This is a genomic window from Flavobacterium enshiense, from assembly GCF_022836875.1.
Taxonomy (GTDB): domain Bacteria; phylum Bacteroidota; class Bacteroidia; order Flavobacteriales; family Flavobacteriaceae; genus Flavobacterium; species Flavobacterium enshiense_A.
On sequence record NZ_CP090376.1, the window covers coordinates 1,426,570 to 1,448,860 of the forward strand.

At 36.7% G+C, this 22,291-nt stretch carries 21 protein-coding genes; 18 read left to right on the forward strand and 3 right to left on the reverse strand.

Annotated features, from left to right (window positions below):
• On the forward strand, positions 1–594 hold the full coding sequence (locus LZF87_RS06360) for a hypothetical protein (RefSeq protein WP_244343081.1): 594 nt from the start codon (positions 1–3) through the stop codon (positions 592–594).
• Complete coding sequence (locus LZF87_RS06365) at positions 594–1,193, forward strand: YiiX/YebB-like N1pC/P60 family cysteine hydrolase (RefSeq protein ID WP_244343084.1); 600 nt, start codon at positions 594–596, stop codon at positions 1,191–1,193. Before LZF87_RS06360 ends, LZF87_RS06365 begins: the two co-directional genes overlap by 1 nt.
• 46 nt (positions 1,194–1,239) lie before the next feature.
• Here LZF87_RS06365 and LZF87_RS06370 read toward each other — a convergent pair whose 3' ends face one another.
• Positions 1,240–1,632 carry a hypothetical protein gene (locus tag LZF87_RS06370; RefSeq protein ID WP_244343101.1) on the reverse strand — a complete coding sequence of 131 codons (393 nt, stop codon included), beginning with the start codon at positions 1,630–1,632 and terminating at the stop codon, positions 1,240–1,242.
• Between the two features lie 260 nt (positions 1,633–1,892).
• Here LZF87_RS06370 and LZF87_RS06375 point away from each other — a divergent pair, with 260 nt between their 5' ends.
• Together LZF87_RS06375 and ctlX are read left to right on the forward strand one after the other, a co-directional pair.
• Entirely contained in the window at positions 1,893–2,846 is a 954-nt protein-coding gene (locus tag LZF87_RS06375; RefSeq protein WP_244343113.1) for an arginase, read from the forward strand.
• A gap of 4 nt (positions 2,847–2,850) precedes the next feature.
• Positions 2,851–3,807, forward strand: coding sequence for a citrulline utilization hydrolase CtlX (gene ctlX, locus LZF87_RS06380; protein ID WP_244343115.1), 957 nt, complete (start codon positions 2,851–2,853; stop codon positions 3,805–3,807).
• Between the two features lie 48 nt (positions 3,808–3,855).
• On the opposite strand, the gene LZF87_RS06385 is transcribed toward ctlX, so the two are convergent.
• Positions 3,856–4,479, reverse strand: coding sequence for a MarC family NAAT transporter (locus LZF87_RS06385; protein ID WP_244343117.1), 624 nt, complete (start codon positions 4,477–4,479; stop codon positions 3,856–3,858).
• Between the two features lie 143 nt (positions 4,480–4,622).
• Here LZF87_RS06385 and LZF87_RS06390 point away from each other — a divergent pair, with 143 nt between their 5' ends.
• A complete protein-coding gene (locus LZF87_RS06390) occupies positions 4,623–4,979 on the forward strand; it encodes a CoA-binding protein (RefSeq protein ID WP_244343120.1) in 357 nt (118 codons plus the stop codon).
• Here LZF87_RS06390 and LZF87_RS06395 read toward each other — a convergent pair.
• The gene (locus LZF87_RS06395; RefSeq protein WP_244343123.1) at positions 4,976–6,472 is read right to left on the reverse strand and encodes a sodium:solute symporter; all 1,497 of its coding nucleotides are present in this window, start codon (positions 6,470–6,472) and stop codon (positions 4,976–4,978) included. The two genes, LZF87_RS06390 and LZF87_RS06395, sit on opposite strands and share 4 nt — an antisense overlap.
• An 84-nt stretch (positions 6,473–6,556) precedes the next feature.
• Between LZF87_RS06395 and recR the strand changes: the two genes are divergently transcribed.
• The 13 genes from recR (at position 6,557) to LZF87_RS06460 (ending at position 22,274) form a co-directional block, all read left to right on the forward strand.
• Entirely contained in the window at positions 6,557–7,177 is a 621-nt protein-coding gene (recR, locus tag LZF87_RS06400) for a recombination mediator RecR (protein ID WP_244343125.1), read from the forward strand.
• An 83-nt stretch (positions 7,178–7,260) separates the two neighbouring features.
• Complete coding sequence (locus tag LZF87_RS06405; RefSeq protein ID WP_244343735.1) at positions 7,261–8,052, forward strand: polysaccharide biosynthesis/export family protein; 792 nt, start codon at positions 7,261–7,263, stop codon at positions 8,050–8,052.
• A gap of 5 nt (positions 8,053–8,057) precedes the next feature.
• Positions 8,058–10,517 (forward strand): exopolysaccharide transport family protein, encoded by a 2,460-nt coding sequence (locus LZF87_RS06410; RefSeq protein WP_244343127.1) that lies wholly within the window; start codon positions 8,058–8,060, stop codon positions 10,515–10,517.
• A 90-nt stretch (positions 10,518–10,607) separates the two neighbouring features.
• Complete coding sequence (locus tag LZF87_RS06415; RefSeq protein ID WP_244343130.1) at positions 10,608–11,588, forward strand: SDR family oxidoreductase; 981 nt, start codon at positions 10,608–10,610, stop codon at positions 11,586–11,588.
• 4 nt (positions 11,589–11,592) lie between these two features.
• On the forward strand, positions 11,593–12,981 hold the full coding sequence (locus LZF87_RS06420) for a UDP-glucose 6-dehydrogenase (RefSeq protein WP_244343132.1): 1,389 nt from the start codon (positions 11,593–11,595) through the stop codon (positions 12,979–12,981).
• Positions 12,982–12,996: 15 nt separating this feature from the next.
• Positions 12,997–14,274: a nucleotide sugar dehydrogenase gene (locus tag LZF87_RS06425; protein WP_244343134.1), complete on the forward strand. Its 1,278-nt coding sequence runs from the start codon at positions 12,997–12,999 to the stop codon at positions 14,272–14,274.
• Between the two features lie 89 nt (positions 14,275–14,363).
• Entirely contained in the window at positions 14,364–15,812 is a 1,449-nt protein-coding gene (locus LZF87_RS06430) for a lipopolysaccharide biosynthesis protein (RefSeq protein ID WP_244343136.1), read from the forward strand.
• Positions 15,802–16,707 (forward strand): glycosyltransferase family 2 protein, encoded by a 906-nt coding sequence (locus LZF87_RS06435; RefSeq protein WP_244343138.1) that lies wholly within the window; start codon positions 15,802–15,804, stop codon positions 16,705–16,707. Before LZF87_RS06430 ends, LZF87_RS06435 begins: the two co-directional genes overlap by 11 nt.
• 367 nt (positions 16,708–17,074) lie before the next feature.
• Positions 17,075–18,139 carry a glycosyltransferase family 4 protein gene (locus LZF87_RS06440; protein WP_244343141.1) on the forward strand — a complete coding sequence of 355 codons (1,065 nt, stop codon included), beginning with the start codon at positions 17,075–17,077 and terminating at the stop codon, positions 18,137–18,139.
• Positions 18,132–19,244: a glycosyltransferase gene (locus tag LZF87_RS06445; protein ID WP_244343154.1), complete on the forward strand. Its 1,113-nt coding sequence runs from the start codon at positions 18,132–18,134 to the stop codon at positions 19,242–19,244. The genes LZF87_RS06440 and LZF87_RS06445 overlap by 8 nt, the downstream gene beginning before the upstream one ends.
• A gap of 43 nt (positions 19,245–19,287) precedes the next feature.
• Positions 19,288–19,974 (forward strand): class I SAM-dependent methyltransferase, encoded by a 687-nt coding sequence (locus tag LZF87_RS06450; RefSeq protein ID WP_244343160.1) that lies wholly within the window; start codon positions 19,288–19,290, stop codon positions 19,972–19,974.
• A 60-nt stretch (positions 19,975–20,034) separates the two neighbouring features.
• The gene (locus tag LZF87_RS06455) at positions 20,035–21,222 is read left to right on the forward strand and encodes a glycosyltransferase family 4 protein (protein ID WP_244343163.1); all 1,188 of its coding nucleotides are present in this window, start codon (positions 20,035–20,037) and stop codon (positions 21,220–21,222) included.
• Entirely contained in the window at positions 21,219–22,274 is a 1,056-nt protein-coding gene (locus tag LZF87_RS06460; RefSeq protein WP_244343166.1) for a glycosyltransferase family 4 protein, read from the forward strand. Before LZF87_RS06455 ends, LZF87_RS06460 begins: the two co-directional genes overlap by 4 nt.
• Positions 22,275–22,291 lie beyond the last annotated feature (17 nt).

Genomic DNA, 22,291 nt, shown 5'->3' on the forward strand with positions numbered 1-22,291 from the left:
ATGAGGATAATAAAGTCGTTTTTTAGTTTGCTTTTTTTTATATGTGCTTTAGGGTATTCTCAAGACAGTGTGAAAAGAGAATTTGAGATTTCGTTGCAATATGGAAATGCTTCTGTACAAATTGATGAAGTGAAAAGTGTGGGGTTTTTTGTAGGATCTGATGTTAAAAGAGAATTTTCATTAGGTAAGAAATATTCGATTTTGGCCGGACTTACATTAAATAACTTTAATCTGAATGCTTCAAATTTCAATATTGAAACAAAGTATGTAGGTCTTCCGGTTTCTTTTCGTTCGTATTTTATAAATAATGACAAAGCGCTATTTGCTGAATTCGGGGCTTATGCGAATTATCTTTATAATGCTAAGTTTTTGGATAACGATATTGGTCAGACGATGAAGTACAAGAATTCCGGTAATAATTTTGGTGTGTTTTATAAGTTAGGGTACACTTCTGTTTTTACTGAATCTGTAAAAATTAATATTGCATTATTTGGTGCGCAAGATTTTGCAACAAGTTTAAAATCGGAAATTCCGGATGTCAAAATTAAAAACCAGATTGGGGTTGAGGCTGGTATTGGGGTTAACCTTTTCTAATGAAATCGGTTTTCTCTGGTTTGATTCTTCTTTTTTTTTGTGTGTCTTGTGGTCAAAGTCATAATGAGGAATTTAATATTGATGCTGATAGGGTTTATTTTATATTCAGAGATTCGGAATCAAAAGAAGGCTTTTTCGTTAAAAAGTTCAACCTCGGAAATTTGAATGTTACTCATGTAGGATTTTTGGTTTACACAGGCAATTCATGGAAAGTTTTTCATGCAATTAATAAGAAGGGAAATTGTGTAGAGCAAATAGAATTTCTTGACTTTTGTAGTGCAGATGAAAAAAAGTTGAATTTAAGATTTCTTGAAATTTCGGATTTTAGGTCGAAAAAGCTATTAGTTTCGACAATTGATTCATTCAAAAATCGGAATTTGGATTTTGATTATTCTTTTTCCTGTAATAATGATAAATCAATTTATTGCTCAAGATTTGTTTGTGAAGTTTTGAAATCGATAGATTCTGTGAAATATGGTTTTAAATTGCATAGAAAGAAATTAAACAATATTGAATCGTCATTTTTGCAGAAAGAGATACTGTACTATTATCCCGTTGATATTTTTATTTTTGATAAAAGATTTAAAAGTATATCATGAAAAAGTCCCGAGCAATCGGGACTTTTTGTTTGTTGATACAGTGAAGTCATTCCACTTTTTTTTCTTCTTCGGAATTTTCATCTGTTTTCTTTTCCTCTGATTTTCCTGTTAGGTCTTCAATTTTATTTTCAGCGCTGTCTACCACACCGGAAACAGCTTCTTTCACATCATGTGCTTTGTCTTCAATCCAGTCAGCAGCATGTGAAGCTTTTTCTTTTGCTGCATCAATGAAATTATCCATTCTGTCCGGAATATCCAACTCTTCAAACTTTTGTTCGGCTTTGTCTGCCATTGCTGATGCCATTTCACCAGCTTCTTTAGCAAACGATTCTGCCTTATTAACGGCAATATCAGCCATATTGGAGACATTTTCCCCCAAGCCTTCGGTGCTTTTTTGGGCTTTACCGAAAAGCGATCTGAAAAAATCTAATAATCCCATAATTGACTTATTTTTATCAAAATTACTAAAAAATATTAGGAATTTGTTTATAATAGGTGGTTTTTGTGATGGGTAATTCTATGGTATTCAATAAGTTGTGTGGTAATTGCTTAGTGTAGGTTATTTTCGGAGAAGTCTTTCTTTTATCATTGCCCTTTTTTTATCTTTGTCAGGAGCCCTAAAATAAAGAACCAGCCATTAATACTGTTTTTTATAAGTCAGAATTGATCCGGCGGAGTAAAAGAGTAATACCATACTTTATGGATAAAAATATCGTTTTTTTAATTAATAAATCTGAAATTACTGCAGGTACGCGTGGAGCATCATTAGGACCGGATGCGATTATGACTGCTGCCCGTAAAAAAGAAAATTATATTTTCGGTGAAAATAGAGTTGAGAGACTAAAAAATGTAAATGAATTGCTGGATAAACCAGCAACACACAAATTCGCTAAACGCATTGATGGGCTAGCAGAGGTGTATGCTGTTTTAAATGATAAAGTTTCTGAATTGCTGGGGGATAATTTATTCCCAATTGTTTTGGCTGCCGATCATGGTTCGGCCGGAGGAACGATTGCCGGAGTTAAAACGGCTTTCCCGGATAAACGTTTGGGCGTAGTTTGGATTGATGCACATGCTGATATTCATACTCCTTTTACCACTCCATCTGGAAACATGCACGGGATGCCTTTGGCAACAGCTTTGAATGTAGATAATTTAGAGTGTAAAGTAAATGAGGTTGATCAGGAAACAATCGCTCTTTGGAATGCACTAAAACATACCGGAAATGTTTATCCGAAAATGAATCCGGAAGATTTGGTTTACATTGCTGTCAGAGACACGGAAGAGCAGGAGGATGCTATCTTGAACCGTTTAGGAATAAAAAATTATGAGGTTGCCGATGTTCGAAGTAGGGGTGTAGTCACTATAATGTCGGAAATCGACCAAAAGTTGAAAGACTGTGATTTGATTTACGTTTCTTTTGACGTAGATTCTATGGATCCTGATTTGACCTCTCACGGAACAGGTACTCCTGTTGAAAACGGGTTAACCCCGGAGGAAGCAAAAGACATATTGCTTCATTTGGCAAAAAACGATAAAACTGTTTGTATCGAAGTCGTTGAAGTTAATCCGTGCTTAGATGAAAAAATAAACGTAATGGCAGAGGTTACATTAGATATCATTAGTGATGTAACTAAACAACTAAACAACTAGCTATATGCAACAAACTACAAACACTGTCCTGATGATTCGCCCAGTGGCATTTCGCAGGAACGAGCAGACCTTGGTTAATAATTACTACCAGAAAACAGGAGAAACATTATTGCCGGCTACAGCTAATGCCAAGGCTCTGGAAGAATTTGATACGTTGGTGACTAAATTACGCAAAGTTGGTGTAAACGTTATTGTTGTTGATGATACCCTGGAATTTGATACACCGGACAGTATTTTTCCAAACAACTGGATTTCTTTCCATCAGAACGGAGACGTGGCTTTGTACCCAATGTTTGCAGAAAACCGTCGTCTGGAAAGAAGAGAAGATGTTTTGGATATTATGGAAGAAAATGGTTTTTATATTGATCAGCTTGTTGACTACAGTTCGGCAGAAGAAGAAGGTCTTTTTCTTGAAGGAACAGGAAGTTTGGTGTTAGACCGTGAAAATATTAAGGCGTACTGTGCGCTTTCCGAAAGGTCCAATGAAGAACTTATGATCGAGTTTTGTGAAGACTTTGAAATGAACCCTATGATTTTTGAAGCTTTTCAAACGGTAAACGGTGAACGTAAACCTATTTATCATACTAATGTGATGATGAGTATAGGAGAAACTTTTGCGGTAATTTGTGCTGATTGTATTGACGACAATAAAGAACGAAAGATGGTTTTGGATTGTCTTAAATCGGATGGAAAAGAAATTATACTGATAACAGAAGATCAAATGAGCAGTTTTGCCGGAAATATGCTTCAGGTTCGTGGCGTCAATGACAAACGTTATTTGGTTATGAGTACAACTGCTTACCAAAGTTTGACTCCGAAACAGGTCGCCACTCTTGAAAAACATTGCGAAATTCTAACGTCAAACCTGGATACTATCGAATCATGCGGGGGAGGAAGTGCGCGCTGCATGATGGCTGAAGTATTTTTGCCGGATACAGAAGATGAAGAAGATATTGAGTAATTTTATTTTCAAAACGATATAAAAAAGGGCCTCAATCGAGGCCCTTTTTTATATCGTTTTGAAAATATTTACTATCGAACTGCTGATGTATTGAACACCAATGGCAATAACGATAAAGCCTATGATTCTCGAAATCGCAACAATACCTGAAGCGCCTAGGATTCGGGATAAGTAATGTGCGCTTCTTAAAATAATAAAAATGGATAGTGCTACAGCTAAAATAGCTCCGCAAACAACAGCTTTATCAGCGATTTCTGGATAGTCTTGATAAAAAGCAATCAATAGCGAAATGGATCCCGGTCCGGCCAGCATCGGGATAGCTAAAGGAGTAAGAGCAATATCATTTCTTTTTTGAGCATCACTGGCAACTTTTTTGTTAACCCCTCTCTTTTTTCCTAAATTCCCGCTTAACAAGGCAAAACCGGAACTTACGATTACAAGCCCTCCGGCAATACGCAATGCATCAATACTGATTCCGAAGAACTTTAAAACATATTCACCGATAAAAAAGGAAATGATTAGTATGATAAAAACGTTTATGGCTGTCCAAAACGAAATTCGGGAACGTTCGGCTTTACTGTCGTGCTGCGTTAATCCAACAAAAATGGGTACGGCGCCTAAAGGGTTTAAAACTGAAAATACGGCCGCAAAAATGTAAATAAATAACTCCATTGGTTTTGTTGCAAAATTAAATCGATTAATAAAGACGTGTGTAAATATTGGGTTAAACAACAATTATTTTATTGAAAAATCCCTAATTCACTAAAATAGGAAAAAAAGGATAAAAATAGTAACTTTATTAAAAAATAATACTAATGAAGACACTGGTGCTTGGAGCTTCGGTACATCCGGAACGTTTTTCTTTTTTGGCGGTCGACAGTCTGCTTAAACATGGCCATGAAGTGGTGGCTATAGGAGGTCATAATGACAATATCGGAAATGTCAAAATTGAAACCGAAAAATTGCCCTTTGAAAACGTTCATACCGTCACAATATATCTTAATCCATCACACCAAAAGGAATATTACGATTATATCATTCGCCTTAAACCGCAAAGGGTTATTTTTAACCCGGGAGCAGAAAACAAAGAGTTTTTTGATTTACTCGAAGAGGCTGATATCCCATTTGAGGCTGTCTGTACATTGGTATTGCTTGCCACTAATCAGTATTAGAATCGGGTTTCTCCGGTAGCCGGTTTGCTTATCAGCAGTAAGCCAAGCAGTGTTATCAATCCGTTAACAATGATCAATTCAAACGAAAACACATAGCCGCCAAACCACTCTTTCGAATTGGAATTGATGAAATAAGTAATCAATGGCGAAACAACGCAAACAAGAGGTACAAGTTTATCATTAACGGTTTTCGATTTTATGAAAAGTCCGAAGCCATATAATCCTAAAAGCGGACCATAAGTGTAACCGGCGACTGTAAAAATCATTGTCACCACAGATTTGTCGTTAAGCGAATTGAAAACCAATATCACCAAAAACATCAAAAATGAAAACGCAAGGTGAACCATATGCCTAGTTTTTACCGTTTGCATATTGTTTACATTCTCGGCTTTGTCCATCCCAAGAAAATCAACACAAAACGATGTGGTTAAAGCGGTTAATGCACTGTCGGTTGTTGCAAATGTGGCTGCTGTTAATCCTAACAGGAAAATTACAGCTGGTATAATGCTTAAATGTTTGAAGGCGATTTCAGGGAAAAGATAGTCGGTTCGGGTAACTCCATCAACCATTGGAATAGCGACACCGTTCTTTTCGGCATACATATATAATAAAGCACCAACACTTAAGAAGAAGATGTTAATTAACACAAAAATCCCGGTGAAGGTAAACATGTTTTTTTGTGCTTCGCCGATGTTTTTACAACTCAAGTTTTTTTGCATCAGATCCTGATCCAATCCCACCATGGCAATTGTTACAAAGATTCCGCCCAGAATCTGTTTTACGACATAATTCCCCTGAAGGTAATTTTCGTAGAAAAATATTTTGGAATAATTACTGTTTTTAACGGCTTCAAATGCTTCAATTGCGCTGAAATCCAAACTTCTGCAAACAAAAATAATCGTCAGGAATACGGAGGAAACCAGGAAAAAAGTCTGTAATGTATCAGTGATGATGATGGTTTTTAGTCCGCCTCGATAGGTATATGCGAAAATCAAACCAAGAGAAATTAGCACGGTAGCTGCAAAAGGTACATTGAAATCGTCAAAAACATAACGCTGAAGCACAATTACAACCAAGTACAAACGGAAAGCCGATCCGATAGTTCGGCTGATTAAGAAAATGATTGCTGAAGTCTTGTAACTTATTGTTCCCAGTCGTTGTTCGATATAACCGTAGATGGATGTCAGGTTCATTCGGTAGTATAGCGGCAGGAGGACTTTGGCAATAATAATGAATCCGATAGCGTTTCCTAAGATAAATTGGAAGTATTTGAATTGCAAATCAGGATTCCCTACTTCACCGGGAACCGAGATAAAGGTAACGCCTGAGAGTGCGGTTCCGATCATTCCAAAAGCAACCAAGTACCATTTTGAATTTTTATTCGCTTTGAAAAAAGTATCGTTGCTGTGATCTTTTTTACTTACGATGTTGGAAATCAGAATAAGGAGTCCAAAGTAAATGATGATAATGGTGAGTATGGTTGCCGATGTCATTGCTTAAATTTTATTGCGCCAATTTACACAAATAATCTTCAAATTGTCAAATCGGATAAGATTCAAATTAATTACTTTTGCGCCATGGAATTTTCTTCAAAACTATTAGAGAGAGCAGTAAACGAAATGGCTCAGTTACCCGGTATAGGGAAACGAACGGCATTGCGACTTGTACTGCATTTATTAAAACAGCCGAAAGAACAGACAGAACAGTTTGTGTCAGCTTTGCTCAAGATGCGGGAGGAGATAAAATTTTGTAAAAAGTGCCACAATATTTCAGATGTGGAGATTTGCGAAATTTGCTCGAACCCATCTCGTGATGGTTCGGTTATCTGTGTTGTGGAAGACATTCGCGATGTGATGGCTCTGGAAAATACCGGAATGTTTAAAGGGTTGTATCATGTTTTGGGAGGTAAAATTTCTCCGATTGATGGTGTCGGGCCAAGTCAGTTGAACATCAATTCGTTGGTGGAGAAAGTAAAATCCGGAACAATAAAAGAAATTATTTTTGCGTTGAGTTCCACTATGGAAGGTGATACTACCAATTTTTATATCTATAAGCAAATTAAGGATTGTGAGGTAATCACTTCTGCAATTGCTCGCGGGATAGCCATTGGTGATGAGCTGGAATATGCTGACGAAGTAACTTTAGGACGCAGTTTGATGCACCGGATTCCGTTTGAGAATTCGTTGAAGAATTTGTAGCTGTTGCTTTTTTCTTTATTATCGGCTAATATGTTTAAAAATATCAATTGAAAAACTATATTTGTTTTTTTTAAATAAAAATGATGAAAAAAGAATTATTTCTTTTACTGTTAATTATAGGGATTTCTTCGGTTTCGTGCATTCCTACAAAAGATTTGACATACCTTCAAAATAAAACTCAGGACAGCTTGTCTGTAAATGTTCATCCGATTGGTAATAAACCTTACAGAGTTCAAGTGAATGATATATTGCGTGTAAATATTAAGGCTTTAGATCAGAAACTGGTGGATATGTTCTCCCAGTCTGGAGATCAGGAAGGAGGTCAGTCGGAACAAACGCTGTATTTTGACGGATTTACGGTGGATGATCACGGAAACATCAGAATGCCGGTTTTAGGAGAGATAAACGTTATAGGGTTTACCTTGGATGAAATCCGACTTAAAATAGAGAAACAACTGTTGGATGAGTATTTTAAAAAAGAGGCAAATGTTTTCGTTACCGTTAAATTAGCGGGATTGCGTTATACGATCAATGGTGAGATTGGTAGTCCTGGTACAAAAATGCTTTTTCAGGAAAAGGCAAGCATAATGGAAGCAATAGCTAATTCCGGAGATATTACCCTTACCGGAAACAGAAAAGAAGTGTCGATTATCAGGCAGTATCCTCATGGAACGGAAACACATAGTATTGACTTGACCGATGCAAAAGCAATGCAATCCCCTTACTACTATCTGCAACCCAATGATTATATCTATATTAAACCGTTAAGACAAAAATCTTGGGGAACGGGTACGACCGGAATGCAATCCGTAGCTACCATTATTACGGCTTTATCATTAGTCACAACAACGCTTTTACTATTTAAAAACCTATAATTGTTATGCTGGATATTAAAGATTTTTCTTTTACAGAAAATCAGAGCAGTTTTGATTTTAAAGGTTTTCTGCTAAAAATTTCAAGCTATTGGAAATGGTTTGTGGCTTCCTTGATCATCACTTTTACAGTTGCGTACCAAGTTAATATACGCAAAGAGAAAATTTACGGTATGGATGCTTCCATTGTCGTTAAAGATGAGAATAATTCCTTTTTTACTACAAACACCAGTTTGGTGTTTAACTGGGGTGGGGTTTCGGATAAGGTACAAACTATTGTAACGGCTTTAAAATCAAGATCGCACAACGAGGAGGTAGTAAAAAAACTTAATTATTACACTGATTATCTTATACAAGGAGAATACAGTTTAATCGATGCCTATGGGGAGGTTCCCTTTTATGTGGCAATTGACGAGAGGAGAGAGCAGCTGGCAGGTATTCCTGTCCGAATAAAATTCTTAAGTGAGAATGAGTATCAGTTAAGTGTTAATTTTGAATACAATGAAGTGGGAACTATTGTTTATGCAACAAATTCCTATGAATCAGCGCTGGTTCGTGATAAAGAGATTTCTAAAAAATATAGGGTAGGGGAAACGGTTGATTTGCCTTTTCTGAATTTTAAACTGCAAATCAATGAAGATCCGGGTAGTTATGTAGGCAATGAATATTATATCCGTTTCAATGATTTTGACGGGACAGTGGCACGATACAAAGGAATAAATGTTGAAGCCGGTGACAAAGCCGGGTCTGTTATTACTTTGGGACTTCAAGGGACAAATAAAGCCAGACTTGTTGATTATCTTAACTCAACTGTTGAAATTCTAAGAAAGAAGCAGTTGGATAGTAAGAATCGGTTTGCCATCAATACTATTGCTTTTATTGACAGTACGTTACTGGCGATGGAAGGGCAGTTGAAAAATACCGAAAAGGAGCTAGAGGATTTCCGAAGAGATAAAAATGTATTTGAACTAGAAAACGGTGGTGAAAAGTTAACGGAGCGACTGACGGATTTTGATATCGAGCACGATGCGATTGAGCGCAAAATGGTGTATTACAATTCCTTAAGTAGCTATCTTAGAAAGAGTACAGACTATTCGAGGTTACCGGCTCCTACAGTTGCCGGAATTGATGATCCTAATATTGTAGGTAATGTAAGTAAGCTGATAATGCTTTCTACTGAGCGCTCTGAAAAAGCATATTCTTTAAAAAGCGAAAAACTTTTCAAGGAATTTGATAAAGACATGGAGGCTATTAAACAGGTTTTGCTGGAGAATATCAAAAGTGCAAAGGGAGCATTGGAGTATGATCTGGCACTTGTTGACAGGAAGATAAATGAAGCGGAAGGGACTATCAAAAAATTACCTGAAGAGCAACAAGAGTTGTCTAAAATAAAAAGAAAGTATGATTTGAACGACAATATCTATAACACTTTTTTACAGAAAAGAAGCGAAGCGGATATTGTTAAAGCGGCTAACGTATCAGACATCGAGTTTATTGATACGGCCAAAGATACCGGGGGAGGATTATTGGGGCCTAAAACCAGTGTTAATTACATTTTGGCTTTACTGCTTGGGATTTTAATACCATTATTAATTGTTTTTGTAATTACCCTTTTGGATAACACCCTTCATACCGCAGATGAAATCTTGAGACTGACGAAGATTCCTATGATTGGTGTAATTGGTAAAAAGAACACAGCGAATAATCTTTCGGTTTTTGAAAAACCGAAATCGCCTTTAGCAGAATCGTTCAGGTCAGTTAGGTCTTCCTTGCAATTTATGTACAAAAAGCAGAAAGCGGATGGTACAAAGATTTTAATGGTAACCTCTTCGGTTGGGGGGGAAGGAAAAACCTTCTGTTCTATAAATTTGGCGACGGTTTTTGCTTTGGGTGAAAAGAAAACGGTAATTGTTGGGCTCGATTTGAGAAAACCAAGAATATTTGGTGATTTTAATATTGAAAATAACATTGGAGCGGTTAATTATCTTATCGGTCAAAAATCAATCAATGAGATTGTTCAAGGGACCCATATTCCATATCTTGATGTTATCACATCCGGGCCTATTCCGCCCAATCCTTCCGAATTGATTCTGAGTGATATGATGGGTGAAATGATTCAAGAGTTAAAAGAGATGTATGATTACATCATATTGGATACCCCACCAGTTGGTTTGGTTGCTGATGCACTCGAATTGGCTCAGTATTGTGATGCGACGCTATATGTAACCCGTCAGAACTTTACCAAGAAAGGAATGCTTTCCATTGTGAATGAAAAACATAAAAGAGGTGAATTGCACAATATAAGTATACTGCTTAATGATTTTGAAAACCTGGCAAAATATAGCTACGGTTACGGCTACGGTTATGGTTACGGTTATGGCTATGGAGCTTATGGCAACAGTTATATGGAAATGGAACTTCCAAAAACATTCATGGGGAAAGTGAAATCCGTTTTGTTTAAGAACTAATTTTTAAATAAGATACTGATTTTCGGACTTGTATTTCCATAAAAGCATTGATAAAATTGAACTACCTTTGCATCAATAAAATTATAAAAGATGACTGATACTAATGCAACTATACTGATAACCGGTGGTGCCGGATTTATTGGCTCCAATTTGTGTGAGTACTTTCTTGAAAAGAAGTATAAGGTAGTTTGTCTTGATAATTTTTCAACCGGATTCAGGCACAATATTGAAGTTTTTTTTTCAAACCCTGATTTTCAATTGATGGAAGGTGATATAAAGGATTATGAAACTTGTCTGAAATCTCTTGATGGGGTTGATTATGTTTTGCATCAGGCCGCTTTAGGGTCGGTGCCAAGATCGATCCAGGATCCGATTACAACGAATGAAGTAAATGTGTCCGGATTTCTGAATATGATGCACGCTTCAAAGGAAGCGGGTATTAAACGATTTGTTTATGCAGCCAGTTCTTCTACTTATGGTGATTCGGAGAACTTACCAAAAGAAGAAGATATTATCGGGAAACCACTGTCACCTTATGCTATCACCAAATATGTGAACGAATTGTATGCTGATATTTTCAATAAAACATATGGGATGGAAGTCGTTGGTCTGCGTTATTTCAACGTTTTTGGACGTAAGCAAAATCCCAACGGAGCTTATGCTGCGGTAATTCCTAAATTCGTGATGCAGCTAATGCAGCATGAAAGCCCGGTTATTAACGGAGACGGGAATTATTCCAGAGACTTTACTTATATTGATAATGTGCTTCAGATGAATGAACTCGCGATGCTGACCAAGAATCCTGAAGCAATCAATACAGTATACAATACTGCTTTTGGGGATAGAACCACGCTGAATGATTTGGTTCATTATCTGAAAAAGTACCTTTCCGAATTCGATCCGGAAATAGCAAATATAAATGCCGTTCACGGGCCAAACCGTGTGGGTGATATTCCACATTCTCTGGCCAGTATTGAAAAGGCAAAAAAACTATTAAATTACAATCCGCAATACTCCATTTCACAAGGGCTAAAAGAAGCAGTGAAATGGTATTGGGAAAACCTTAAATAAAAAAATGATAAAGAATATTTGTTGCATCGGTGCAGGATATGTTGGAGGGCCTACAATGGCGGTTATTGCTCAGAAATGCCCTCACATCAAAGTTACTGTAGTCGATCTGAATGAGAAACGAATTACTGCATGGAATGATCATAATACCGATAATATACCGGTTTATGAACCGGGATTAGGGAGTATTGTAGGAGAAGCTCGTGGAAGAAATCTGTTTTTCTCTACGGAAGTGGACAAAGCAATCGAAGAAGCAGATATGATTTTCATTTCGGTAAATACCCCAACAAAAACATATGGTGTAGGTAAAGGGATGGCTGCCGATTTAAAATATATTGAATTGTGTGCGCGTCAAATTGCCCGAGTAGCCAAATCCGATAAAATTGTTGTTGAAAAATCGACATTACCAGTACGAACTGCCAGCGCTATCAAAGATATTTTGGATCATACCGGAAACGGGGTTCAATTCCAGATTTTGTCTAACCCTGAATTTTTAGCAGAAGGAACAGCTGTAAGCGATTTGCTGGCTCCGGACAGGGTTTTGATTGGAGGAGATACTACGCCCGAAGGACAAAAAGCAATTCAGGCTTTGGTGGATATTTATGCCAACTGGGTTCCTAAAGAGCGTATTCTGACTACCAACGTATGGTCATCGGAATTATCAAAATTAACTGCGAACGCTTTTCTGGCTCAACGTGTATCTTCCATTAATGCCATGAGTGAATTGTGTGAAAGAACAGGAGCCGATGTTAATGAAGTGGCTAAGGCAATCGGGATGGATAGCCGAATCGGAGCTAAATTCTTGAAAGCTTCGGTAGGTTTCGGAGGTTCTTGTTTTCAGAAAGATATTCTGAATCTGGTGTACATTGCTAAGACCTATGGTTTAAATGAAGTTGCTGATTACTGGGAACAGGTGATTATCATGAATGATCATCAGAAACGCCGTTTCGCCAAAAATATCATCAGTACCTTGTTCAATACGGTTTCCGGAAAGAAAATCGCTTTCTTGGGTTGGGCTTTCAAAAAAGATACTAACGATACCAGGGAATCAGCTGCGATTTACGTTGCCGACGATTTATTGAGTGAACAAGCACATGTCTCTGTTTACGACCCGAAAGTGAAAGAAGGCCAGATTTTGTCGGATTTGAATTATCTTGAAACCCGTTCGGAATCGGATAATAAAAATGGAATTATTGTCGCTGAAAGTCCTTATGTTGCCTGCAAAGATGCTCATGCTATTGCTGTTTTAACGGAATGGGATGAGTTTAAGAATTATGATTGGCAGCAAATTTACGACAGCATGTTGAAACCGGCATTTGTATTTGACGGAAGAAATTTATTGAATAGAAAAGAACTTGAAAAAATTGGATTTGTTTATCAATCGATAGGATCTTAAACAAATAAAAACAGAATGAATATAAAAATTGCAGTCATAGGGCTTGGGTATGTTGGTTTGCCCCTGGCAAGATTATTCGCCACAAAATATCCTGTAGTCGGGTTTGATGTTAATTCAACCCGTATAGAGGAACTTAATAAAGGAATCGATGCAACGTTAGAAGTAGATAATGATGTGCTGAAATCAGTTCTGAAACAAAATGCATCTGACATGAACGGACTTTTCTGTTCAGCAGTTACGGAAGACATCCATGATTGCAATTATTTTATCGTAACCGTACCGACACCGGTTGATAAAAATAACAGACCCGATTTAACCCCTTTGTACAGAGCCAGTGAAACTGTTGGTAAAGTGCTGAAAAAAGGAGATATCGTTATTTATGAATCTACCGTTTATCCTGGAGTTACCGAGGAGGAATGTATTCCGGTGCTGGAGAAAATTTCCGGACTGAAATTCAATGTTGATTTTTTTGCCGGGTATTCACCAGAGCGAATTAATCCCGGAGATAAAGAGCATACGGTAGAGAAGATATTAAAAGTGACTTCGGGTTCCACTCCTGAAATCGGACAAAAAGTCGATGCGCTGTATAAAAGCGTAATCACTGCAGGTACCCATTTGGCGCCAACCATAAAAGTAGCCGAGGCAGCGAAAGTAATCGAAAATTCGCAACGCGATATCAATATTGCTTTTGTAAACGAACTGGCTAAAATCTTTAATATTCTGGATATTGATACGCAAGCCGTCTTAGAGGCAGCCGGAACGAAATGGAACTTTTTGCCTTTCAGACCCGGATTGGTAGGCGGACATTGTATTGGCGTCGATCCGTATTATTTGGCTCAAAAAGCGCAGGAACACGGTTACCATCCCGAAATTATTCTTGCAGGACGTCGTTTAAATGACAGCATGGGAGAATATGTGGCTTCGCAGGTGGTAAAACTGATGATCAAAAAAAATATCAAAGTAAACGGTTCCAAGATTTTAATACTGGGGGTTACGTTTAAGGAAAATTGTCCCGATGTCCGCAACACCAAAGTAGTAGATGTGATCAATGCACTGAAAGATTATGAAACATCAGTAACTATTTATGATCCGTGGGCCAATCCTTCGGAAGTGATGCACGAATACAGACTGACAACTACCAATGAAATTCCAACTGAGAAGTTTGATGCCATTGTTTTGGGCGTAGCACATAAAGAATTTCTGAGTATGGATTTTGGTTCTTTGCAAAAAGAGAACAGCTTGCTGTATGATGTAAAAGGAATCTTGGGCAATATCGCTGATGCTAAACTTTAGTTTTCTGTAATGATTTAATTTTATTGATTTTGCCAATATCCCTCGCTTTATGCAAGGTTTTTATAAGCAGGTCAGAATATATTTTGCCAATGTCTTTAAAGAAACAGGCGTTATATGGTTTTATTTGGACATATACGGAGCAGTTTAGCGGACAGATAATTAATTTTCTTGTCAATATCATTTTAACAAGAACCTTATTCCCTGAAGATTTTGGAGCTTTAGGGATGTTATTTGTTTTTACCAGTATCGCTAATGTTATTGTAGACGGCGGGATGACCGTTTCCGTAATCCGGAAAAAGGACGCGGATCAAAGAGATTTTTCAACCGTTTTCTGGATCAATATTCTGGTAAGTCTTTTTCTTTATTGTGTACTTTATCTCGCAGCACCCTTTGTTGCAGAATTTTATCACAAACCTGAGTTGCGGAGTATTCTGCGGGTGTATTCGCTAACAATTTTGATACAGTCCTTTGCAGTAGTTCAGTCGGCCGTATTGCTCAAAAATTTGAATTTTAAAAGACAGGCACTGATGAAAATTCCTTCGCTGGTGATAAGTTCGACAGTGGGTATAGTTATGGCTTTTAAGGGGTATGGTGTTTGGAGTCTGGTATTTATGTATTTGATACAATCCTTTTTGTGGGTTTTGTTTCATTGGGTTTTTAGTGATTGGAAACCTACACTTGTATTTGATAAAAGTTTGTTTAAATCTCATTTTGGGTATGGTTTTAAACTCACTGTAGCTGAAATGCTGAACAGTGTTTTTGCCAATTTGTATCAGATTGTTATTGGTAAATTTTACAACATTTCCCAGGTAGGCTACTACACCCAGGCACTTACTTTAAGGCAGGTACCGATATCTAATGTTTATGGTTCGGCAGGCAAAGTGTTATTGCCTATTTTTTCGAAGATACAGAATGATGAACAACGTTTTAATGAAACCTATAAAAAGGTTTTTTCTACTCTGTTATTTATCATTATACCGATTCTGACCTATTTGATTGTGTTTTCGGAGCCTATTGTGGTTCTGTTATACACCGAAAAATGGAAAGCTACCGCTCCTTTTTTGGTTTCGCTTGCTGCTGCGGGGATGCTTTCTGTTGTTTGTAATTTTAATTTGACGATGTTGAAAATTAAAGGGGAATCTAGTCTGATTCTTAAAATAGAATCTTTTAACAAATTACAAACACTTCTTTTTATTACGGCAGTTGTTGTTTTGGGTTTTTCTATAGATGTTTTAATGATAGTTATTCCTATTTCGGCGATTGTGAGCTACTGTATAATAAATTATTTTACATCAAAATATTTATCGATTGCTTATTATGAAACGATATTTATTTTATTGCGGTTTGTCGGGATTTCCTCATTTTCAGGGTTAGTTTCGTCGGCTGTGAATAAAATGCTACAGAGTGGAGGGCTTGTGGAAATTGCAAGTTTGGTTACTTCTGTCTTTACGGGCATATTATTGTACGGGTGTCTAATTCTCTTTTTTGAAAAATCTGTAATTTCAAACTTAATGGCTATAGTGAAAAATGAAAAATAAAGTGAAAGTATATTGTATTATTGTAACTTACAATGGTATGAAATGGATTGAAAAATGTCTTTCCAGTTTAAAGGAAGATGCAATCGATCTTACTATTGTGGTAGTGGATAATAATTCAGATGATGAGACGGTAACTTTTATCAAAACCAATTTTCCAGAAGTCAAAATTGTAGAATCTGATATTAACTTAGGCTTTGGGAAAGCGAATAATTTGGGTTGGCAAATGGCAAAACAGGCTGACGCTGATTATGTTTATTTGTTGAATCAGGACACTATTAGTTATCCCAACAACATTTGTAAGTTAATAAAAATAGCTGAATTAGATCATGCGATTGGGGTGGTTTCTCCAATGCATTTAAACGATACTGGAATAAAACTTGATGCGAAGTTCGAGGGGTATATTACTGCTAAAAGTTGCCCAAACTATATAACAGATGTTACGTTAGGACAATTACAACAGTTTTACACAATTGGATTTGTAAATGCCGCTGCCTGGCTGGTAAAAACCAATACAATAGATTATTTGGGGGGATTGTTTTCAAGCGCTTTTTTTCATTACGGGGAAGATGTTAATTTTATTGGGCGATTGCGTTATTTTAACTTTAAAAGTGTGATAGTGCCTAATGTGTTTATTCATCATTGTCGTGAAGAACGTAAAGGGCAGCTGTCCTCAAAATTTATTAACAAACATGTTGATCTTAATAAAGTTGCAATGATGCATGACATTAAGTCAAGTTATGTGCACTGTGCCAAGGATGTTGCGAGATATGCCTTACAACAATTGACGAAAGGTAATTTTTTGGCTTTTGTTAAACTGTCTTGTTATCCCATAGTAAGTTTTAAAACTATTTCGGCTTACCGTAAGTCCTATAAAAAAAGAAAATTGTTTTTTTGATAAATAGAGAAAAGAAGGAGGGGATAAAGATTTTGTGTTGCTGAGACGCTTTTGGAATGTGAGATGTGAACTATAGTTAAGGAGGTCGTGGATGTGATTCCATAAATATTTGGTAAATTAAGATAAGTGGATTTTTTAACAACCACAAAAAAACTGACTAGCTTCAATTATTCAAAAATGTATGGAGTTGTTTAAGAATCTTAAAATAGACTTTAATAATATATGTGTAGCAAAAAAAAGACCTTTTTTTAAAGTTATGTACTTATTGTAAAAAAAATATAAGGGAATTCTAGTTTTGATTTAATGAATTTAGGCGTAATTTGCGGGACTATATTATAAGTGAAATTATTATTTAGGAGTTATTACCGTGAAAATAATCAGACTGACAACGTTACTGGATTTTGGCGGACAGGAAAAAAAATATATTTCCTTTACCGAGAGTAAGTCTATGCATAAAAACGATTATATTTTTGCGGCAATTGGCCACGGGGGATTTGCCCAAGAAACAATAATGAAAAATGGATTTCCTGTTGTCATTTTTAATCAGAATCCGTCTGTTTCGAATTTCCAAAATATTTGGAAGTTGTACAAATGGTTAAAAAAAGAAAAGCCGGATGTGGTACATACTGCTGCCGCAGAAGCTAATTTTCATGGGATTTTGGCAGCCAAATTAGCAGGAGTGCCTAGAATTGTGGCAGAAGAAATTGGATTTCCGAATCATTCGGTTAAAGCTAAACTGTCATTCAGATTCATATATACATTGGCGGATAAAGTGATTTGTGTTTCCGAATCGGTGAAAAACTTTTTGGTTTCGATTAAAGAAATAAAACCTACTGACGGAGTAGTGGTTTATAATCCGGTAAGCCCAGCAAAAAAGATTCATAAATTGCAGTCCGCTAAATTTACGATAGTTTCCGTCGGAAGACTTGAAAAAGTGAAAAATCAGGAACTTTTGCTGAGAACCTTTGCTCAGTTAGATCGACAGGATTGTGAATTGTATTTGGTTGGTGATGGCAGAGAAAGAAAATACCTTGAAAATATAATTACCGAACTCAATCTGAAATCAAAAGTTTTTATTACGGGATTTACACCTGAGCCTGAAAAATATTTAGCCAAAGCGGATTTATTTGTGCTTCCTTCTTTGTCGGAAGGTTTTGGAATTGCAGCAGTAGAAGCGATACAGTATGGTGTTCCATGTTTGTGTTCAAAAGTAGGAGGATTGTCAGAAATTATCGAAGAAGGTGTTTCTGGTTGGTTGTTTGATCCGAATGATAGACAGGATTTTTTGAAGCAATTGAATAAAATATTGTCACTTTCACCAGACGAACGCAATGCTATTGGGGAAGTTTCAAAAGTTAGGATATTAAATAAGTTTTCTTCTGAAAAGTATGTCGAAAATTTAGAAAACGTATACGAAAGCCTTTATGATTAAAGTACTTGGCATATTGGAAACAATGGCTTATGGAGGTGTGGAGCGTAGAAGACTTTCGCTAGCCAAATATTTGAACAAAGATCTGTTTGAACTAAAAATTATTTGCACCAAAGCAACCGATGAACTTATTGAACAGTTCAGACAGGAAGGTGTTGAAGTAATTCCAATCGGTATCTTGAAATCACCTTTTCAGTGGAGCCAACATCAGAAAGTTCAAAAGATAATTGCGACATATAAGCCCCACATTGTTCATGGGGCAGTTTTTGAGGGAGTTACAATGGCGGCTGTTAACGGTTTTCTGATGAAAGTGCCTATAGTCATTATCGAAGAAACCTCCGATCCGCAAAACCGTTCTTGGAGAGGGAATTTGCTGATGAAGCTGTTCTCGTTCCTGTGTACAAAAGCTGTTGGTGTTTCAAGGGCTTCAACAGATTATTTGGAGAATGTCCTAAGAATAGGGAATGAAAAAATACAACTGATTGAAAATGGTGTTGCTCTTCCTAAAGTTGAAAATAAATCGGAAACTAAACTTATAAAGGAAAGGCTCAATCTTAACGGAAAAATAGTAATTGGTTCGGTCGGGAGAATGTTAAACGATAATACCAAACGTTTTTCAGATTTGATAAAAGCATTCGCGCTTTTAGTAAAAGTTGACCAGAATGTTCATTTGATTCTGATTGGCGATGGGCCAGAGAAATGGCATTACGAAAATATTGTTAAAGAGCTTGGTCTTGAAGGATTTGTGTCTTTTGAAGGGTACCAGAAAGATGTTTCGAAGTATTATTATGTTATGGACATTTTCTCGTTGGTTTCGGCACATGAATCTTTCGGATTGGTTTTGGCAGAAGCTATGTTGCACAAACTGCCAGTTGTGGCCACTCGGGTTGGCGGTATGCAGTTTATTGTAGATGACAGCCAGACCGGTTTTTTGGTGGAAAAATTTGACGTAGACCAAATAGCAGCACAAATAGCAAGATTGCTAAAAGACAAAGAACTCAGGTTGACATTTGGTCAAAACGGTTACCAAAAAGCGATGCTGCATTACACTGAAGAACAATATGTGAAAAAAGTGGAAAACTTATACTTGTCTTTGGTTAAAAGGTAAATGATAATTGAATAAAATTATATTTTTGTAAAAACAACTGAAATTGGTAAAAAATAAAATAGACGCACTGATAAGAAAGTTTTTCCTTCATAAAAATGAAGAATTGCCGAGTTTCTTGTTGAGTAAATTGTATCATCAGGGAAGTTATTTACCCTTTACGACTTCGTCACTGAAGTTTCGTTTTTTGGCTTGTTTGGTTAATGATATAGTGGTCAATAACCGCAAAACTGTTTTAGAATTCGGTTCGGGAATTTCAACCATCATTGCCGCCCGATTGATGAAAATGAACAACCTCGATTGTACCATTACAACTGTTGATGAAAGCGCCGAATGGCAGGGAATTATCAAAAAAATTTTAAAAGAAGAAAATCTGCTCGATTATGTGAAATTTGTTTGCGCACCAACCGAACCAAGCGGCGATTTGCACCAGTCTTATGAATACAACAGCCCTATAGTTTTTGAAGCAATTGCCAATAAAAAATTTGATTTGGTATTGGTTGACGGACCATCAGCTTGGCAGAAAAAAAATGTGATGAGCAGGGCTTCCAATGTCAAGTTTATCAAAGATAATTTAGCCGATAATTTCACAATTTTTATTGATAACTCAGACCGGCCGGGTGAAGTGGAGCTGACCAAAAGAATGGCCGCAACACTCAATCTTAAACCGAGTCGACTCGACCCAACTTTCCTGACATTTTCAAAAGGCCCGCATTTTAATTTTGTGGTTTAATTATTTTCCTGACCTTTGCCGTCATCGTTTTTGGATTGCCCAAAGACCAATAAAATATTTATGAAAAATGTTCTTTTCATTACTTGGGACGGACCACAAACCAGTTATATGGAAGGTTTGTTTATGCCTATACTGAGTGAAGTTCAAAAAAAAGCCGATTACAAAATCCATGTAATTCAATTCACGTGGGGAACTAAAGAAAGGATAGCCATTACCCAAAGAAAAGCACAAGACTTAAACATCACTTACACAGCCAGGCCAATTACCAGAAAACCCGTGGCAACATTGGGAAGTTTACTTACATTGTATACCGGGATAAAATTCCTGAAAAAATATATTCGCAGCCATAAGATTGACATTGTGATGCCTAGAAGTACCATGCCTTCCATCATGATAAACCGATTGAAGAAAACCAATTTCCAGGTTTTATTTGATGCCGATGGGTTGCCTTTGGAAGAACGTATTGATTTTTCAGGGCTTTCCAGGAAGAGTAAGCAATATCGATGGCTTAAAAATGAAGAAACGCGATTGCTAAAAAATTCAAATGGGGTATTGACTCGTTCAGAGAAATCAGTTGAAGTACATTTAAATACAATTGGAAAAGAATTTCGTTCTAAGTTTGATGTGGTTTTTAATGGTCGTGATGCAGCGGCTTTTAAACCCAGTGAAGAAGATCGCAAATCGGTTAGAGCTCTTTTAGGTTTTTCAAAGGAAGATATTGTGTTTGTATATTGCGGATCCCTTGGCCCACAGTACGGTTGGGAAGAAATGATGGCTATTTTCAAGTTGTATTCAGAATCTAACAATCAATCAAAATTGATTTTACTTACAGGAAATACTGAGTTTGCATTACAGAGATTGCCCGAAAGTTTAAGGGATAAAATAATTATTCAAAAAGTGCCTATTGATGAAGTTCCTAAATTTTTGAATGCAGCCGATGTTGCTTTTGCCATCCGGAAACCTACTTTCAGTATGCAGGGAGTTGCTCCAATAAAACTTGGTGAATATTTACTCATGGGACTTCCGGTTATTGCTTCTAAAGGAATTGGTGACACCGAACAGATTCTGGAAAGATTGAATGGATGTTTGTTATTCGATCATCAGGATACAGAAAGAATCTCAAAAGCCAAAGACTTTGTAATTTCACTAAATCGGAATAATTCAAACGGACTAAGGGAAGTCGGGCAAACTTTTTTTTCTCTTGACAGAAGTGCTGAGAGTTATTTAAATGCTTTTAATAAATTATGAAAGTACTTTATTTGACAAAATACAGTCGGTTAGGAGCCAGTAGTCGATTAAGGAGTTTTCAGTATTTTCCTTTTTTAAAGGAAGAAGGTATAAATGTTTCCGTGAGTCCGTTGTTCAACGACGCTTATCTTGAAGCACTTTATAATGGTAAAAAATCATTGCGAACTGTTTTTTTTGCATATCTGAAACGGTTTGTGGTATTATTTAGTGTTTTTAAGTATGATAAAGTTGTCATAGAAAAAGAGCTCTTTCCTTATTTTCCTGCTTTTTTTGAACTTTTTTTATCTCTTTTTGGGGTTTGCTATATTGTTGATTATGATGATGCCATTTTTCATAATTACGATTTAAGTAATAATAAAATGATCCGTTTTTTTCTCAGTAATAAAATCGGTATTGTTATGAAGAATGCAGAAAACGTTGTCGCAGGAAACGAGTATTTAGCGGAAAAAGCAAGGGTTTCAGGAGCAAAAAATGTTGTAATTATACCCACGGTTATTGATATTTCGAGATATGATACAGTGCAGCTAAGGGATCGGGAGAAAATAGTAGTCGGTTGGATTGGTTCTCCTTCAACGTTTAAATATGTAAAAAACATTTTTCCTGTTTTCGAGGAGCTGGCAAAGCACTATCCCATAGAAGTCCATATAGTTGGAGCTAATGAAGATGTTCCTGTTTCTTTTCCTGTACAATTTATTAAATGGGCGGAATATACTGAAGTGGATTCCATTGCTGCTTTTGATATAGGGATTATGCCGTTGGAAAATTCATGTTGGGAAAAAGGGAAATGCGCTTATAAACTGATTCAATATATGGCCTGTGGTCTTCCGGTTGTGGCTTCGCCCGTGGGGATGAATCGTGAGGTCGTTTTAAATGGCATTAACGGGTATCTTGCCGATACCGAGGCATTATGGTATGCTTTTTTGGAAGAGTTATTAAAAAATCCTGCGAAATGTAGTATTTTTGGAAGCGAAGGTATCCGACTTGTTGAACGTCACTATACTGTTCAAGTGCAATTACAACAGGTGTTGGATGTTCTGACTATGAAAAAGTAATTCTTTTACGCCCCTAG

Excerpts from the sequence above, each read along its gene's own strand:
- LZF87_RS06360 (WP_244343081.1), top strand. The coding sequence starts at position 1 with ATGAGGATAATAAAGTCGTTTTTTAGTTTGCTTTTTTTTATATGTGCT.
- LZF87_RS06365 (WP_244343084.1), top strand. The coding sequence starts at position 594 with ATGAAATCGGTTTTCTCTGGTTTGATTCTTCTTTTTTTTTGTGTGTCT.
- LZF87_RS06370 (WP_244343101.1), bottom strand. The coding sequence starts at position 1,632 with ATGGGATTATTAGATTTTTTCAGATCGCTTTTCGGTAAAGCCCAAAAA.
- LZF87_RS06375 (WP_244343113.1), top strand. The coding sequence starts at position 1,893 with ATGGATAAAAATATCGTTTTTTTAATTAATAAATCTGAAATTACTGCA.
- ctlX (WP_244343115.1), top strand. The coding sequence starts at position 2,851 with ATGCAACAAACTACAAACACTGTCCTGATGATTCGCCCAGTGGCATTT.
- LZF87_RS06385 (WP_244343117.1), bottom strand. The coding sequence starts at position 4,479 with ATGGAGTTATTTATTTACATTTTTGCGGCCGTATTTTCAGTTTTAAAC.
- LZF87_RS06390 (WP_244343120.1), top strand. The coding sequence starts at position 4,623 with ATGAAGACACTGGTGCTTGGAGCTTCGGTACATCCGGAACGTTTTTCT.
- LZF87_RS06395 (WP_244343123.1), bottom strand. The coding sequence starts at position 6,472 with ATGACATCGGCAACCATACTCACCATTATCATCATTTACTTTGGACTC.
- recR (WP_244343125.1), top strand. The coding sequence starts at position 6,557 with ATGGAATTTTCTTCAAAACTATTAGAGAGAGCAGTAAACGAAATGGCT.
- LZF87_RS06405 (WP_244343735.1), top strand. The coding sequence starts at position 7,261 with ATGAAAAAAGAATTATTTCTTTTACTGTTAATTATAGGGATTTCTTCG.
- LZF87_RS06410 (WP_244343127.1), top strand. The coding sequence starts at position 8,058 with ATGCTGGATATTAAAGATTTTTCTTTTACAGAAAATCAGAGCAGTTTT.
- LZF87_RS06415 (WP_244343130.1), top strand. The coding sequence starts at position 10,608 with ATGACTGATACTAATGCAACTATACTGATAACCGGTGGTGCCGGATTT.
- LZF87_RS06420 (WP_244343132.1), top strand. The coding sequence starts at position 11,593 with ATGATAAAGAATATTTGTTGCATCGGTGCAGGATATGTTGGAGGGCCT.
- LZF87_RS06425 (WP_244343134.1), top strand. The coding sequence starts at position 12,997 with ATGAATATAAAAATTGCAGTCATAGGGCTTGGGTATGTTGGTTTGCCC.
- LZF87_RS06430 (WP_244343136.1), top strand. The coding sequence starts at position 14,364 with ATGTCTTTAAAGAAACAGGCGTTATATGGTTTTATTTGGACATATACG.
- LZF87_RS06435 (WP_244343138.1), top strand. The coding sequence starts at position 15,802 with ATGAAAAATAAAGTGAAAGTATATTGTATTATTGTAACTTACAATGGT.
- LZF87_RS06445 (WP_244343154.1), top strand. The coding sequence starts at position 18,132 with ATGATTAAAGTACTTGGCATATTGGAAACAATGGCTTATGGAGGTGTG.
- LZF87_RS06455 (WP_244343163.1), top strand. The coding sequence starts at position 20,035 with ATGAAAAATGTTCTTTTCATTACTTGGGACGGACCACAAACCAGTTAT.
- LZF87_RS06460 (WP_244343166.1), top strand. The coding sequence starts at position 21,219 with ATGAAAGTACTTTATTTGACAAAATACAGTCGGTTAGGAGCCAGTAGT.